The sequence below is a fragment of the Pseudomonas sp. LAM2023 genome (assembly GCF_016620375.1).
Lineage (GTDB): Bacteria > Pseudomonadota > Gammaproteobacteria > Pseudomonadales > Pseudomonadaceae > Aquipseudomonas > Aquipseudomonas anuradhapurensis.
Map to the genome: position 1 here is coordinate 570735 of NZ_JAENHV010000015.1, position 15943 is coordinate 586677.

15 protein-coding genes are annotated in these 15943 nt (G+C 62.4%); 2 read left to right on the forward strand and 13 right to left on the reverse strand.

From position 1 onward, the window contains the following. The first annotated feature begins 102 nt into the window (after positions 1-102). A complete protein-coding gene (locus tag JKP78_RS08165; RefSeq protein ID WP_200626519.1) occupies positions 103-921 on the forward strand; it encodes an alpha/beta fold hydrolase in 819 nt (272 codons plus the stop codon). Positions 922-1029: 108 nt separating this feature from the next. Here JKP78_RS08165 and JKP78_RS08170 read toward each other — a convergent pair whose 3' ends face one another. The 11 genes from JKP78_RS08170 to JKP78_RS08220 form a co-directional block, all read right to left on the reverse strand. Further along, positions 1030-1815, reverse strand: coding sequence for a MetQ/NlpA family ABC transporter substrate-binding protein (locus JKP78_RS08170; protein ID WP_170033555.1), 786 nt, complete (start codon positions 1813-1815; stop codon positions 1030-1032). A gap of 175 nt (positions 1816-1990) precedes the next feature. Further along, entirely contained in the window at positions 1991-2821 is an 831-nt protein-coding gene (locus JKP78_RS08175; protein WP_186672034.1) for a sigma 54-interacting transcriptional regulator, read from the reverse strand. A gap of 63 nt (positions 2822-2884) precedes the next feature. Continuing rightward, the gene (locus JKP78_RS08180; protein WP_200626521.1) at positions 2885-3466 is read right to left on the reverse strand and encodes an alpha/beta hydrolase; all 582 of its coding nucleotides are present in this window, start codon (positions 3464-3466) and stop codon (positions 2885-2887) included. Positions 3467-3703: 237 nt separating this feature from the next. Beyond that, a complete protein-coding gene (locus JKP78_RS08185) occupies positions 3704-4693 on the reverse strand; it encodes a sulfate/molybdate ABC transporter ATP-binding protein (protein ID WP_186672030.1) in 990 nt (329 codons plus the stop codon). Positions 4694-4696: 3 nt separating this feature from the next. Then, entirely contained in the window at positions 4697-5569 is an 873-nt protein-coding gene (gene cysW / locus JKP78_RS08190; protein WP_170033589.1) for a sulfate ABC transporter permease subunit CysW, read from the reverse strand. A gap of 11 nt (positions 5570-5580) precedes the next feature. Next, on the reverse strand, positions 5581-6399 hold the full coding sequence (gene cysT / locus JKP78_RS08195; RefSeq protein WP_186684145.1) for a sulfate ABC transporter permease subunit CysT: 819 nt from the start codon (positions 6397-6399) through the stop codon (positions 5581-5583). A gap of 187 nt (positions 6400-6586) precedes the next feature. After that, entirely contained in the window at positions 6587-7594 is a 1008-nt protein-coding gene (locus tag JKP78_RS08200; protein WP_200626523.1) for a sulfate ABC transporter substrate-binding protein, read from the reverse strand. 47 nt (positions 7595-7641) lie between these two features. Next, positions 7642-7824 (reverse strand): sulfur starvation response protein OscA, encoded by a 183-nt coding sequence (gene oscA, locus JKP78_RS08205; RefSeq protein ID WP_003258557.1) that lies wholly within the window; start codon positions 7822-7824, stop codon positions 7642-7644. 250 nt (positions 7825-8074) lie between these two features. Then, entirely contained in the window at positions 8075-11125 is a 3051-nt protein-coding gene (locus JKP78_RS08210) for an efflux RND transporter permease subunit (protein WP_186684141.1), read from the reverse strand. Beyond that, positions 11122-12189, reverse strand: a complete 1068-nt coding sequence (locus tag JKP78_RS08215) for an efflux RND transporter periplasmic adaptor subunit (RefSeq protein ID WP_186672022.1) — start codon at positions 12187-12189, stop codon at positions 11122-11124. The genes JKP78_RS08210 and JKP78_RS08215 overlap by 4 nt, the downstream gene beginning before the upstream one ends. Continuing rightward, a complete protein-coding gene (locus JKP78_RS08220; RefSeq protein ID WP_186672021.1) occupies positions 12186-13274 on the reverse strand; it encodes an efflux RND transporter periplasmic adaptor subunit in 1089 nt (362 codons plus the stop codon). The genes JKP78_RS08215 and JKP78_RS08220 overlap by 4 nt, the downstream gene beginning before the upstream one ends. 315 nt (positions 13275-13589) lie before the next feature. Here JKP78_RS08220 and JKP78_RS08225 point away from each other — a divergent pair, with 315 nt between their 5' ends. Next, positions 13590-14045, forward strand: coding sequence for an REP-associated tyrosine transposase (locus JKP78_RS08225; protein WP_186684140.1), 456 nt, complete (start codon positions 13590-13592; stop codon positions 14043-14045). Between the two features lie 106 nt (positions 14046-14151). On the opposite strand, the gene JKP78_RS08230 is transcribed toward JKP78_RS08225, so the two are convergent. Then, complete coding sequence (locus JKP78_RS08230) at positions 14152-15045, reverse strand: ABC transporter permease subunit (RefSeq protein WP_186672019.1); 894 nt, start codon at positions 15043-15045, stop codon at positions 14152-14154. Continuing rightward, entirely contained in the window at positions 15042-15923 is an 882-nt protein-coding gene (locus JKP78_RS08235; RefSeq protein WP_170034338.1) for an ABC transporter permease subunit, read from the reverse strand. The genes JKP78_RS08230 and JKP78_RS08235 overlap by 4 nt, the downstream gene beginning before the upstream one ends. Between the last annotated feature and the right edge of the window lie 20 nt (positions 15924-15943).

Below are 15943 nucleotides of genomic sequence, written 5' to 3' on the forward strand. Positions count from 1 at the left end.
CTTCCGCGCCCACCCTGTAGCAGCGGCCTTGTGTCGCGATGGGCCGCACAGCGGCCCCGACAATTTCAAATACTCTACAGTCCTCCAGCCGAGACCCACTCCATGCAAAGACACTTCATCGAAATCGACGGCGCCCGGATGAGCTACGTCGACCAGGGCCAGGGCTTCCCGGTGCTGCTCGGCCACAGCTACCTGTGGTCAGCCGACATGTGGCAGCCACAGATCGAGGCCCTGTCGGCGCACTTTCGCGTCATCGTGCCCGAGCTGTGGGGCCACGGCGGCTCCGACGCCCCGCCCGCCACGACCACCGACATGAGCGCCCTGGCCCGCCAGCACCTGGCGCTGCTGGATGCCCTGGATATCGGCCAATGCCATCTGGTCGGTCTGTCGGTCGGTGGCATGTGGGGCGCGCAGCTGGCCCTGGAGTATCCCCAGCGGGTCGACCGCCTGGTATTGATGGATACCTACCTCGGCGCCGAACCGGAGGCGACCCGGCTCAAGTATTTCGGCCTGCTGGACGCGGCCAGTGGCGCAGGCATGTTCCCGGAGCCCTTGCTGGATATCGTCGTGCCGATCTTCTTCCACGCGGGCGGGCAGACGGTGCCGCAGGTGCGGGAAAGCTTCCGGGCAGCACTGAAGGCGAGCAGTGCCGAAGTTATTCGGCAAAGCCTCGATCCCCTGGGGCGAGTGATTTTTGGCCGACCGGACCTGCTGTCACGGCTGGGTGAGTTGGCCAGCGAGCGGACCATCGTGGTCTGTGGCGACCAGGACATTCCACGGCCACCAGCAGAGTCCATCGAAATGGCGCAGCTCATTGGTTGCCTGGCGGCGCAGATCCCCTTCGCCGGGCATATCTCCAGCCTGGAGAACCCACGGGTGGTCAATGAATTCCTGCTGAACTGGCTGCCGCGCAACCCGTGAGATTGCCGGGGCTGCTTTGCAGCCTATCGCCGGCAGAGCCTGTGACAACCCTGTAGAAACAAAAACGCCGACACGAATGCGTCGGCGTTTTTTCCATACGGCTGCGGATCAGAACGCCGGCAGTACGGCACCTTCATACTTCTTGGCGATGAAAGCTTTCACTTCCGGGCTGGTCAGGGCCTTGGCCAGCTTCTGGATGGCTTCGCTGTTCTTGTTGTCCGGGCGGGCGACCAGGAAGTTCACGTATGGCGAGTCGCTGCCTTCGATCACCAGCGCATCCTTGGCCGGGTTCAGGCCGGCTTCCAAGGCGTAGTTGGTGTTGATCATGTCCAGGTCGACCTGATCCAGCACGCGCGGCAGCATGGCCGATTCAAGCTCGCGGAACTTCAGCTTCTTCGGGTTCTCGGCGATGTCCTTGGGCGTGGCCAAGGCGTTTTTCGGGTCCTTCAGGGTAATCAGGCCGGCCTTCTGCAGCAGCAGCAGGGCACGGCCGCTGTTGCTACCCTCGTTGGGGATGGCAACGGTGGCGCCTTCTTTCAGTTCGCTCAGGTTCTTGACCTTCTTCGAGTAGCCACCAAACGGCTCGACATGAACACCGATCACGGTTTCCAGGTGGGTGCCCTTGCCTTCGTTGAAGTTCTGCAGGTATGGCAGGGTCTGGAAGTAGTTGGCGTCCAGGCGCTTCTGGTCAACCTGCACGTTTGGCTGCACGTAGTCGGTGAACACCTTGATCTGCAGGTCCACACCTTCCTTGGCCAAGGTCGGTTTGATCAGTTCAAGGATTTCAGCGTGCGGTACCGGGGTGGCGGCTACCACCAGTTTCTCGGCAGCGGCAGCCAGGCCAGCGAACGACAGGGCAGCGGCCAGGGCGGTGGTCAGCAGGGTCTTCTTCATGGTGGTCCTTGTTCTGGTTCTGGGCCATCGACGATGGCGAATCGGGTGCCCAACCGATTCATCAGTGGGCGTGGACTGGACGATACCTAGATTTTTTATTCCGTAAAAATATCTTTTAATTTGCTGCTTATTCCAAAATCAAACTGCTATCAGTCACTTTGTTCATTAGCGAGGTCTAGCGCGCGGGGCTGGGTATATCGAGGTCCTCGGGCACGATTTCCTCGCCCTCGTTCACCAACAAGGCGAAGTGAATGACATTTTCCAGTTCGCGGGTATTGCCCGGCCAGGCGTGCGCCTCCAGCACCTGTTGCGCGGCCTCGCTCACCAGCGGCACTGGCCGTTGCAGACGCACGCTGTAGATACCCACGAAATATTCGGCCAGCGGCAGGATATCGCCTGGCCGCTCACGCAGCGGCGGCAGTTCCAGCGCCCCTTCGCGCAAGTACTGGTACAAGCGCTCGTTGAAGCGACCCGCCCGCACGACCCGGGCCAGGTCGATGCTGGTGGCGGCCACCAGGCGCACATCCACCGGTTGCGGCTGTTGCGCCCCGACCCGGGTAACCTCGCGGTTTTCCAGGGCGGCCAGCAGCTTGCCCTGAATGACCAATGGCAAGTCGGCGATTTCGTCCAGGTACAGCGTGCCGCCATTGGCTGAACCGAACCAGCCAGCGCGGCTGCTGGCCGTGCCGCCATGGCTGCCGGCGCTGTAGCCGAACAGCTCGGCTTCGGCATAGTTGGTGCTGATGGCCGCACAGTTGACCGAGACGAACAACCCGCCGCGGTCACTGGCGCGGTGTATCTGCCGAGCCAGCAGCTCCTTGCCGGTGCCGGTTTCACCACGGATCAGTACTGGCAGGGGCTGTGGCGCCAGGCGCTCGAGTTGCTCGCGCAGCTGCTGGGAACGCGGGTCGATGAACACCAGCGCCTTGGCGCGAATGCTCAGTGGGCTCTTGTCCAGTTCGGGGAAAGTCAGCAGCGGCTGGCCAAACGGGTTTTGAAAAGTCATGACAAACTCCCGCCCCTGGCCTGCAATGGCCGGGCGTCGGCAAACGGTAGACAGTCAGGGCGATCAGGCGCGGCGCAGAGCGCGCTGCTCGACCCGGTTCTGCAAGCGATACAGGTAAGCGAAACCTTGTTCCCAGCGCTCATGGCCGGACTTGACGTTGATGTGCCCGGCGTTGGTCAGCAGCCCCGCTTCGGCGCCCCAGGCCTGGGCCAGGTACAGCGCCCGTGGCACGCTCACGGCCGGGTCGTTGTCCGAACTGACTACCTGGCTGGGGAACGGCAGGGCCTCGGTCGGGATCGGCGCGAAGTTGCGCAAGGCGGGTGCGCAACTGGGCCGCTCGACATCCGCCGGCGCCACCAGCAAGGCACCACGCACCCGCCGCAGCAAGGTCGGGCTGGCCTGCACGGCCCAATGAGCGACGGTGATGCAGCCCAGGCTGTGGGCAATCAGAATCACCGGCGAGTGCTCTGCGGCAATCGCCTGCTCCAGCGCCTGTACCCAGTCCTGGCGCTGCGGGGTCAACCAGTCATGCTGCTCGACCCGTGCGCTGTTGGGCAGGGTGCGCTGCCAGTGACTTTGCCAATGGTTGTCTGGCGATCCTTGCCAGCCCGGCACAATCAGGTAACGGATCGACTCGTTGCGCATGGGGACGCCTCCAGTGGGTTTGCGTGCTTGGAGGCCAGTATAGGGTGGTGGTTATACCAGTAAAGGAATAAGAAGCTATTTATTAATAACTAAATTTGCGCGAAACTCCTTGTGTCACGATGCACCGCAACGTTGCCCCCTGACTCGACCGATCTGGCCCACTGCGGAGGTTCTCCGGCTTCTGCCAGGCATGAAAAAACCCGGGAGGTTACCCGGGTTTTTCTGTACTGAGGCGACTTAGATATCCGCCAGTTTCTGCCAGACCTTCGGCCGGAAGAACAATGTCTCGCCCCGTGCCAACCCGGTCAGGCTGTCGTGGTCCTTGACCACCTCGGCCTCGATCAGCTCGCTCTGCCCTTCAACCTTCAGGGTCACCCGCGTGGTAGCGCCCAACGGTCGAATATCGCGCACTTCGGCCGCATGATGCCCTTCGGTCTCGTGCCGCGACAACGACACCTCGTGCGGGCGGAACAGCACATGGTGCCCTTCGCTCAAGGCCAGGCGGTTGGAGTCACCCAGGAAGTGATAGACGAAATCGTTGGCCGGGTGCTCGTACACCTCGCCCGGCGAGCCGATCTGCTCGATCACGCCCTTGTTCATCACCACGATGCGGTCGGCCACTTCCATGGCTTCTTCCTGGTCGTGGGTGACGAATACCGAGGTCAGGTTGATGTCCTCGTGCAGGCGCGCCAGCCAGCGGCGCAGCTCCTTGCGCACCTTGGCATCCAGCGCACCGAACGGCTCGTCCAGCAGCAGCACCTTGGGTTCCACTGCCAGCGCACGGGCCAGGGCGATCCGCTGGCGCTGGCCACCGGACAGCTGCTCGGGGTAGCGGTCGGACAGCCAGTCCAGCTGCACCATGTTCAGCAGCTCATGCACCTTTTCGGCAATCCTGCTTTCGCTCGGGCGCTCACCCTTGGGCTTCATGCGCAGGCCGAAGGCGACGTTGTCGAACACACTCATGTGGCGGAACAAGGCGTAGTGCTGGAACACGAAACCGACGTTGCGGTCACGCACGTCATGGCCGGACACATCTTCGCCATGGAACACGATATTGCCCTGGTCGGGGGTTTCCAGCCCGGCAATGATGCGCAGCAGGGTGGTCTTGCCGCAGCCGGACGGGCCAAGCAGGGCCACCAGCTCGCCGCTGTTGATGTCCAGGTTGATGTTGTCCAGTGCCTGGAAGCTGTTGAAGCGCTTGCTGACGTTACGAACTTCGATCGACATGAATCATTCCTCCGCGGCGCTGTGGCGCAGGCGGTTAATACGGTTCTCGCTCCACTGCTTGAGCAGCAGGATGAAGAGCGCCATGATCAGCAGCAGGCTGGCCACGCTGAAGGCCGCCACGTGGTTGTACTCGTTGTAGAGAATCTCCACGTGCAGCGGCAAGGTGTTGGTCACGCCGCGAATATGGCCTGACACCACCGACACGGCGCCAAACTCGCCCATGGCCCGCGCGGTGCACAGCACCACGCCGTAGATCAGTCCCCATTTGATGTTCGGCAAAGTCACATGCCAGAACATCTGCCAGCCATTGGCGCCGAGCAGGCGCGCAGCCTCCTCCTCTTGCGTGCCCTGCTCCTGCATCAGCGGGATCAGTTCACGGGCCACGAACGGCACGGTGACGAAGATGGTGGCGAGGACGATGCCCGGCAGGGCGAACACGATCTGGATGTCGTGGTCCTGCAGCCACGGCCCGAACAGGCCCTGCGCGCCGAACATGAGCACGTACACCAGGCCGGCGATCACCGGCGACACCGAGAACGGCAGGTCGATCAGGGTGACCAGGAGGCTCTTGCCACGGAAGGTGTATTTGCTCACGCACCAGGCGGCGCTGACGCCGAACACCAGGTTGAGCGGTACCGAAATGGCTACCGCGATCAGGGTCAGCTTCAAGGCCGACAACGCATCCGGTTCGAGGATCGCCTCGAAGAATGTGCCAAAGCCGTTCTTCAGCGCCTGCGACACCACGATCACCAGCGGCAGCAACAGGAACAGCGCGAATACCAGCCAGCCAAGGCTGATCAGGACGCGCCGCGACGTCGCACTGCCACGGCGGGCGGCGTTGGCGGCGGCGGTTGCATTCAGGGTTGAACTGGACATGCCGGCCTCCTTCAAGGGGTTTCGATGCGGCGCTGCAGCAGGTTGATCAGCAGCAGCAGGATGAAGGAAACCACCAGCATCAATACGCCGATGGCGGTCGCGCCGGTGTAGTCGTACTGGTCGAGCTTGACCATGATCAGCAGCGGCAGGATCTCGGTCTTCATCGGCATGTTGCCGGCAATGAAGATCACTGAACCATACTCCCCCACACCACGGGCAAAGGCCAGGGCAAAACCGGTGAGCCAGGCGGGCAGCAGCGCCGGCGCCAGCACATGGCGGAACACCTGCAGCGGCTTGGCGCCCAGGCAGGCAGCGGCCTCCTCGACCTCGCGCGGGATGTCGGCCAGTACCGGTTGTACCGTGCGCACCACGAACGGCAGGGTGACGAAGGTCAGGGCCAGGGTGATGCCCAGCGGGGTGTAGGCGATCTTGAAGCCAAGCTCGGTGGCGAACTGGCCGACCCAGCCCGAAGGCGCGTACAGGGCAGTCAGGGCGATGCCGGCAACGGCGGTGGGCAGGGCGAATGGCAGGTCGATCATCGCATCGATGACCTTGCGCCCAGGGAAGGTGTAGCGTACCAGCACCCAGGCCAGCAAGGTGCCGATCACGCCGTTGATGATGGCGGCGAACAGGGCGGTGCCGAAACTCAGCTTGAGCGCGGCGATCACCCGCGGTGCACTGATGACGTTCCAGAACTGCTCCCAGGTCAGCTGCGCGGCATGCACGAACATGGCGGCCAGCGGTATCAGCACGATCAGGCTGAGGTACACCAAGGTGTAGCCCAGCGTCAGCCCGAAGCCGGGTATGACGGGGGAAATACGGCGTGACATAAATATCCCTGGTTGAACGCACGAAGCCCGGGATCAATCCCGGGCCGGTGCAGGCTTGTAAATCCTGAGGCTGCCTTGCAGCCCTTTCGCGACGCAAGGCCGCTCCTACAAGGACTACGCGATGTTCTGTAGGAGCGGCCTTGCGTTGCGAAAGGGCCGCCAAGCGGCCCCCGCTTTTCCGTGGCGCTTACTGTGCCTGATAGATCTGGTCGAACACACTGCCATCATTGAAGAACTTTGGCTGTGCAGTCTTCCAGCCACCGAAGTCCTTGTCGATAGTGACCAGCTCCAGTTTCGGGAACTGCTTGCCGAACTCGGCAGCCACCTTGGCATCACGCGGGCGATAGAAGTTCTCGGCCGCAATCTTCTGCCCGGCCGGGCTGTACAGGTGCTTGAGGTATTCGTTGGCGATCTCGGTGTTGCCCTTCTTCTCGGCGTTCTTGTCGACCACTGCCACCGGCGGTTCGGCCAGGATCGACAGCGAGGGCACGACGATCTCGAACTTGTCGGCGCCACCGTCTTCCTTCAACGCCAGGAAGGCCTCGTTTTCCCAGGCCAGCAGCACGTCGCCCTGGCCGTTGTTGACGAAGGTGATGGTCGAGCCACGGGCGCCGGTATCCAGCACCGGCACGTGCTTGAATAGCTCCTGCACGTAGGCCTTGGCCTTGTCTTCACTTCCCCCGGTCTTCAGACCATAGGCCCATGCGGCGAGGAAGTTCCAGCGGGCGCCGCCGGAGGTCTTCGGGTTGGGGGTGATCACCGACACATCCTTCTTGACCAGGTCGCCCCAATCCTTGATGCCTTTGGGGTTGCCCTTGCGCACCAGGAACACGATGGTCGAGGTATAAGGCGTGCTGGCGTCCGGCAGACGCTTCTGCCAGTCCGCGGGCAAGGTCTTGCCAAGCTTGGCGACTTCGTCGATGTCGCCAGCCAGGGCCAGGGTCACCACGTCGGCGCGCAGGCCGTCGATCACCGCACGGGCCTGCTTGCCCGAGCCGCCATGAGATTGCTGGATCTTCAACGTGTCGCCCGGGTGAGCCTGCTGCCAGTGCTTGATGAACTCGGCGTTGTATTGCTGATAAAGCTCACGGGTCGGGTCGTAGGACACGTTCAGCAGTTCGTAGTCCTTGGCGATGGCGGAACCGGCAAAAACAGCACTGGCCAGGGCGGCGAGCGCATAACGGCGGATGGACATGGTGAAGCTCCCGATTGGCATTTTTCTAGTTTTGGATGGGTAAGCGATCAGCCGGTCTTGTTGCCGGGCTGTTGCAGGCGGAATTTCTCCTTGCGCTCGATCTGTACGACCTGAGCGTTGTGCACAGTGATCTCCACCGCACCGAAACGCAGGTCGCGCAGGGCGCTCTGGATTTCCCGCAGAATGGTGGCTTCGTCCTGACCGTCGATGCTACGCAGAGATGCACTCATGCTCGTTCTCCTTGGAATGAGGGTGCCGGGCTGAGGTTTGAAGGGGATTTGCGCCTGGCTTGAGGGCAATAGTAGAGAGACGGTTTTATTCTTAAAAATACTGTTTAAGAATTTTTATATAACCAAACCCAAAAGGCGATATTGAAAGCGACAGAAGCCGCTGTGGGAGCGGGTTCACCCGCGAATGCGGCAGCGGCTCCACCATCGCATTCGCGGGTAAACCCGCTCCCACAGGGTTTGCTGTAGGGTTTCAGGAGTTTTTCTGTGGCTCGCGGATCTTGTACCAGGCCACATACAACGCCGGCAGGAACAGCAGCGTCAGCAGGGTGGCCACGATGATCCCGCCAATCATGGCGTAGGCCATCGGCCCCCAGAACACTTCGCGGGCGATCGGGATCATGCCCAGGCTTGCGGCCGCCGCCGTCAGCAGGATCGGCCGGCGCCGGTGATTGGTGGCTTCCACCACTGCATCCCACGGCGAGAAGCCCTGAGCCTCGAACTCGTCGATCTGGGTCACCAGGATCACCGAGTTACGAATGATGATACCCGCGAGCGCGAGGATGCCGAGGATCGCCACGAAGCCCATCGGTGTGCCGGTAGGCACCAGCGCCAGCACTACACCGATAAGCCCCAAGGGGGCCACGCTGACCACCAGGAACAGCTTCTGCACACTGTGCAGCTGAATCATCAGGAAGGTCGCCATCAGGAACAGCATCAGCGGGATCACCTTGCGGATCGGGCCTTGCGCCTTGGCACTCTCTTCCACCGTACCGCCAGTGGCCACTTCGAAGCCCACCGGCAGCTTGCTGGCGAACTCGTCGATCTTCGGCTTCAGCTGGGCCACCAGGTCGGTGGGCTGGATGTCGCCATTGACCGAGGCCTTGATGGTGATGGTCGGCTTGCGGTCACGGCGCCACACCAGCGGCTGCTCCAGCTCGTAGCGTACGGTGGCGAACGACAGCAGCGGGATCGCGGTGCCGTTGGGCGTGAGGATCTGCAGGTTCTGCAGGGTGTCCGGCGAGCCGCGCTCGCTGTCCTGGGCGCGGGCAACCACGTCGACAAGGTAGATGTTGTCGTTGACCTGGGTGATCTGGACGCCGCTGACGATGCTGTTCATCACATTGGCCACGTCTTCCGATGACAAGCCCAGCTGACGCGCCTTGTCCTGGGCAATTTCCACCCGCAGCACCTTACCCGGCTCGTTCCAGTCGTAGATCATCTCGCCAATGTGCTCGTTCTGGTCGAGCAAGGTGGCCAGCTCGATGGCATGCTTGCGTACCTCGTCGATATTGGCGCCGCTGACCCGGTACTGGATCGGCCGGCCCACCGGCGGGCCCATTTCCAGCGACTGCACGTTGGTACCGATGCCGACGAATTCCTCATGCAGGATCTTCTGCAGCCGCGCCATCATGCCCTGGCGCTCTTCGAAGCCCTTGCTGACGATCACCAACTGCGCGTAATACGGGTTCTGCAGTTGCTGGTCGAGGGGCAGGTAGAAGCGGATCGCGCCCTGGCCGATGTAGGTGCTCCAGTGCACCAGGTCCGGGTCGTCCTTGATCCGCGCCTCGAAGCGGTCGACCACCTTGCGCGTCTCTTCGATCGAGGCATTCTGTGGCAGGTTGAGGTCGACGAGGATTTCCGGGCGGTCCGAAGACGGGAAGAACTGGTTCTGCACGAAGCGCTGGCAGAAGATCGCCAGGGCGAACAGCAGCACGGTGCCGATGATGGTCAGCCAGCGGTTGCGCATGCACCACAGCAAGCCGTGCTCGAAGGCCCGGCCGAGCCTTCCAGGCTCGGCATCATGGGCCTTGAGGTTGCTGCTGAGCATATGCACCCCTAGCACCGGGGCAAAGAACACCGCCACGATCCACGACACCAGCAGGGCCACGGCAATCACCGCGAACAGGGTGAAGGTATATTCGCCCGCCGAGCTGGCATTGAGGCCAATGGGCACGAACCCGGCCACGGTGACCAAGGTGCCGGTGAGCATCGGGAACGCCGTGGAGGTATAGGCGAAGGTTGCCGCCTGCTCCTTGCTCTCGCCCATCTCCAACCGCGTGACCATGACCTCCACGGTGATCATCGCGTCATCCACCAGCAGGCCCAGCGCGATGATCAGCGCACCCAGCGAAATACGCTGCATGGTGATGCCGCTGTATTCCATGAACACGAATACCATGGCCAGCACCAGCGGGATCGAACAGGCCACCACCAGCCCGGCGCGCACCCCCAGGCTGACAAAGCTCACCCCGAGCACGATCACCACCGCCTCGAACAGCGCACTGGTGAAGCCGCCGACCGCCTGCTTGACCACCACGGCCTGGTCGGAAACGGTATGCACCCCAACGCCTATCGGCAGGTCCTCGATCACCTGGTCCATGCGTTTTTTCAGTGCCGCACCGAACACTTGGATATTGCCCCCGGCTTTCATGCCGATAGCCAGGCCCAGCGCCGTCTGGCCGTTGTAGCGGAACATCGGCGAGGGCGGGTCGACATAGCCGCGCTCGATGTCGGCGATGTCGGCCAGGCGGAAGAAGCGGTCGTTGATCTTCAAGTTGACGGTTTGCAGGTCCTTTTCCGAGGCGAACTGCCCGGTGGTACGCACGGAAATGCGCTCCGGACCGGCCTCGATCACTCCGGCCGGGGTCACCGCGTTCTGCGATTGCAGGGCTTGCATCACCTGGCGCTGGTCAATGCCCAGGGCTGCCAGCTTGCGGGTGGAGAAGTTCAGGTACAGCACTTCGTCCTGGGTGCCGATCAGCTCGATCTTGCCGATGTTGGGTACGTCACGCACTTCAGCCCGCGCCTGCTCCACATAGTCGCGCAGCTGGCGCAGGGTCAGGCCGTCGGCGGTAAAGGCATAGATCGAGCCGAACACGTCGCCGAACTCGTCGTTGAACCCCGGGCCCTGGATGCCTGCCGGGAACTCACCACGGATGTCCTGGATCTTCTTGCGCACCTGATACCAGATTTCCGGGATGTCCTTGGCCTTGGTGGTGTCGCGCAGATACACATAGACCGTGGATTCACCCGGGCGGGTGTAGCTTTTGGTGTAGTCGAGCGAGTCGAGTTCTTCGAGCTTCTTCTCGATGCGGTCGGTGACCTGGTACAGGGTCTCGTCCTGGGTCGCGCCGGGCCAACGGGTCTGGATCACCATGGTCTTGATGGTGAACGACGGGTCTTCCTCACGGCCCAGGTTGAAGTAGGAGAAGATCCCCATCAGCAGCGCAACGAACATCAGGTACCAGACGAACGATTGATGCTTGAGTGCCCAGTCGGACAGGTTGAAGCTTCCTTTCATTGCGCATCCTCGTCGAAGGTCACCTTCTGGCCAGGCTTGAGGCTGTTCACGCCTGCCGTCACCACCCGCTCGCCGGGCTGTACACCAGAGGTCAGGACGATGCTCTGGTCGGTGCGGTCGATCAGGGCCACGTCACGGGTGGCCACGGTTTTCTGCTGCGGATCGATCACCCACACCTGGGTTTTGCCATCCCGCTCGAGCAAGGCGCTCAAGGGCAACTCGCTGCGTGGCGTCACCGCCGAACTCAGGGTCACGCTGATGGCAGTGCCCAGGTGGAACGCCGCGGGTGTGCTGGCCAGGCTCAGGCGGGCGCGGCGGGTACGGGTGGTGGCGTCGGCCTGGGGTTCCAGCTCGCGCAGGCTGGCCGTGGTGTTGATGGTCGGGTCGAGTTGCGAGGCAACGGTAAAGGTCAGGCCTTTGTTCAACTGTTCGGCCAGGCCGATCGGCAGGTCGATCACCGCTTCCTTCACGTCCGGCCGGGCCAGGGTCACCACGGCCTGGCCGGCGGTGACGGTTTGCCCGGCTTCGGCTTTCCAGTCGGTGATCACCGCAGCATGGTCGCTGCGCAGGGTGCTGTAGTCGAGCTGGTCACGGGCCTGGCTGACCGCCGAGCGCGCCTGTTCCAATGCGGCGCTGGTGGTTTTCAGGTTGGTCTGGGCAATATCCAGCTGGGCCTGGGCACCTACGCCGCGGTCATACAACTGCTGCTGGCGACGGGCATCGGCCTGGGCGTTGATCCACTGGGCCTGCACCTTGGCCAGGTCGCCTTCGGCGGCGCGCAACTGGTTCTGCTGGTCGGTGGGGTCGAGCGTGGCCAGGGTGTCACCCGGCTTCACCTGGGCACCCACATCCAGCCAGCGCCGGGCGATGCGCCCAGATACGCGAAAGCCCAGGGTGCTTTCGAAACGCGCCTGGATAGAGCCGGCAAAGCGGCCCAGCTGCGACTGCACCTGGGGTTCGACCTTGATCGACAGCACCGGCCGAATCGGCTCCGGCGCTTCGTCCTCGCTGCTGCAGCCGAGCAACAGCATGCCGGCCGACACCATCATCAGCAGGTGCTTCATAGCTCCCCCCCTTTGGCCTTGGCATCGATCTTCTGTACCTGCATGCCGGGGTGCAGCAATTGCCCGCCATTGACCACTACGGTCTCCCCTCCCTTCAGGCCATGGGCAACCACGATCCTGCCGGTGAGATACCGGCTGACCTCGACCTTGCGCAGTTCCACCTTGTCGCCCTCACCCACAACCCACACCGCTGGTTCATGCAGCGCCTTGGTCAAGGCAGACCACGGCAGTTCGATACTGGGTCGCCCCTCGGCATTGGTGGTGGCGGTCACCGGTGCGCCCAGCTGCATTGCCGGCGGCACATCCCTGAGCCCGACCTTGACCTGTACCGTGCCACTTTGCGCGGACACCGTCGGGGTGATTTCGCGAACGAAGCCATGGGCCTTTACCTTGGGGTCATCCAGCAGGCTGACGATCACCCCGGCATCACTGGGCGGCGCCACCAGCAGCGACTCATAGACGTTGAACACGGCATCGCGATCGCCGTCGCGGGCCAGGCTGAAGATCGGCATGGTCGCCTGCACCACCTGGCCAACCTCGGCCTGGCGCTCGGTGATCACGCCATCGGCTTCGGAAACCAGGGCGGTGTAGCTGAGTTGTTCATTGGCATCGGCCAATTGCGCCTGGGCGGCCTTGAGTGCGCTCTGGTCGCTGCGCAGGGCGGCCTCGGCGGCGTCGTATTCGCTCTGGCTGGTGTAGCCCTTGGGCAGCAGTTTCTGCTGGCGTACGAAAGCGGCGCTGCTCTGGGTGACCCGCGCCTGGGCGGCGAACACTTCGGCCTTGGCCGAGTCGACGTTGTTTTGCAGGTCTTTCGGGTCCAGGCGCGCCAGCACCTGGTTGGCCTTGACGTGGTCGCCGACATCGACGCTGCGCGAAATGATCTTGCCGCCGACGCGGAACGACAGGTCGGTCTGCACCCGCGCCTGTACGTCACCGGTCAGGGTGACCCTGGCGGCGAAGTCAGTCGGCTGGACCTGCTGCACGCCAACCCGGGGCAGTGTCTCGGGGACTTCTTCCTTGCTGCAGCCCGTGAGCAGGTACAACAGCCCCAGGCAAACGACCGACAGCGGACGTAACCACGTCATGCAGGCTCCTTGCTTGCGCACAAATGATTTGTGGGATGCGACTGTCAGCGTAGTTCAGGGTTCGATAAACAGCACTGTCGAGGATCAGTTCGGCATTTTCAGCGCCTGTGCGGGCCTCTTCGCGGGTAAACCCGCTCCCACAGAGATTGCGCAAACCCTGAGGCTGCACATGACCGTGTGGGAGCGGGTTCACCCGCGAAAGGGCCGGTACTGCCATCCACAAATCTCTGCCATATCCAGAAACCATCATCTACACAGCACCTGCATCTCAGCCACTACCTTTGAAAAGTCATCTGCTTTTCAAGGAAGAAGCCAATGTCGCGAGCTCAGTCTCACCTGCTTCGCCGCGGTCGCTATTCAGAACTTGGCCGGCTCTATCTGCTGACCACCGTCACCCACCAGCGCAAGCCGCTGTTCCATGATTTCCACCATGCCCGGCTGGTCATTCACCAACTTCGGAAATCTGACCAGGAATACGCATGCCGGTCTCTGGCCTGGGTGCTGATGCCCGACCATCTGCATTGGTTAATCGAATTGAAAGGCACGACGCTAGGCACTTTGATGCGCAGGTTCAAATCCAGGTCCAGTCTGGTTTTGCATCAGGCGGGGGTTGAGCATGATCCGGTGTGGCAGCCTGGATATCAGGACCGTGCACTGCGGCGGGAGGAGAGCACGGTGCATGTTGCCAGATACATTATTGCCAACCCCTTGCGAGCCGGCTTGGTCAGAAGCATCAGGGACTATCCACATTGGGATGCAGCCTGGCTTTGAATAGGTGCTGCGGCCTTCGCGGGTAAACCCGCTCCCACAGGGATCACCATTGACCTTAAGGCTGTGATGTCCCTGAGGGAGCGGGCAAGCCCGCGAAGAGGCCGGATCAGGCCGAAGCAGCCACCTGCGCCGGGCGCTTGACCTGCGGCTGCGAAGCATTGGCTGCCGCACCCTCTTCGATCGCCTGCTGAATCGCCTTGCGGCGACGTTCTTCGGCCTGGCGGCTGAAGTACCAGACCAGGAAGGTCACCAACGACACCGACAGCAGGATCAGGCTGGCCACGGCGTTGATTTCCGGTTTCACACCCAGGCGCACCGCCGAGAACACTTCCATCGGCAAGGTAGTCGAACCCGGGCCGGACACGAAGCTGGCCAGTACCAGGTCATCCAGCGACAGCGCGAACGACATCATGCCGCCCGCCGCCAGCGACGGCGCAATCATCGGGATGGTGATCAGGAAGAACACCTTCCACGGCTTGGCACCCAGGTCCATCGCCGCTTCTTCGATCGACAGGTCCAGCTCACGCAGGCGTGCCGACACCACTACCGCCACATACGCCGCACAGAACGTGGTGTGGGCGATCCAGATGGTGACGATGCCACGCTCCTGCGGCCAGCCAATCATCTGCGCCATGGCCACGAACAGCAGCAACAGCGACAAGCCGGTAATCACCTCGGGCATCACCAGCGGTGCGGTGACCAGGCCGCCGAACAACGTGCGGCCCTTGAAGCGGGTGACACGGGTGAGCACGAATGCCGCCAGGGTACCCAGCGCCACCGCAGCCACCGCCGTGTAGCAGGCGATCTCCAGCGAGCGCATCACCGAACCCATCAGCTGAGTGTTGTCGAGCAGGCCGACGTACCACTTCACCGACCAGCCGCCCCACACGGTCACCAGCTTGGAGGCGTTGAACGAGTAGATCACCAGGATCAGCATCGGCAGGTAGATGAACAGCAAGCCGAGCACCAGCATCAGCTTGGAGAAACTGAAGCGCTTCATGCCCTGCCCTCCATTTCTTTGGCCTGGCTGCGGTTGAACAGCAGGATCGGCACGATCAGGATCGCCAGCATCACCACCGCCAGCGCGGACGCCACCGGCCAGTCACGGTTGTTGAAGAATTCCTGCCACAGCACCTTGCCGATCATCAGGGTTTCCGGGCCGCCAAGCAGTTCCGGAATCACGAACTCACCCACCACCGGGATGAACACCAGCATGCAGCCGGCGATGATGCCGTTCTTCGACAACGGCACGGTGATCTTCCAGAAGCTGTTGAAGGTGCTCGAACCCAGGTCCGAGGCAGCCTCGAGCAAGCTCGGGTCGTGCTTTACCAGGTTGGCGAACAGCGGCAGGATCATGAACGGCAGGTACGAGTAGACCACGCCGATATAGACCGCCAGGTTGGTGTTGAGGATCTGCAGCGGCTGGTCGATCAACCCGATCCACAGCAGGAAGCCATTGAGCAGGCCGTTGTTGCTGAGGATGCCCATCCAGGCGTAGACGCGGATCAGGATCGCAGTCCAGGTCGGCATCATGATCAACAACAGCAGGACCGTCTGGGTTTCCTTCTTGGCATTGGCAATGGCATAGGCCATCGGGTAGCCGATCAACAGGCACAGCAGGGTGCTGAAGAAGGCCATCTTCAGCGAACCCAGGTAGGCCGAAATGTACAGCTCGTCTTCGGTCAGCAGGCCATAGTTGGCCAGGTTGAGCACGAGCTGGACCTTGTCCTCGACGTAGCTGTAGATCTCGGTGTAGGGCGGGATCGCCACGTCGGCTTCGGCGAAGCTGATCTTCAGCACGATGAAGAACGGCAGCATGAAGAACAGGAACAGCCAGATGAACGGCACGCCGATCACCAGGTGCCGCCCCTCCGGGATGATGCGCTGGAAGGCTCGCT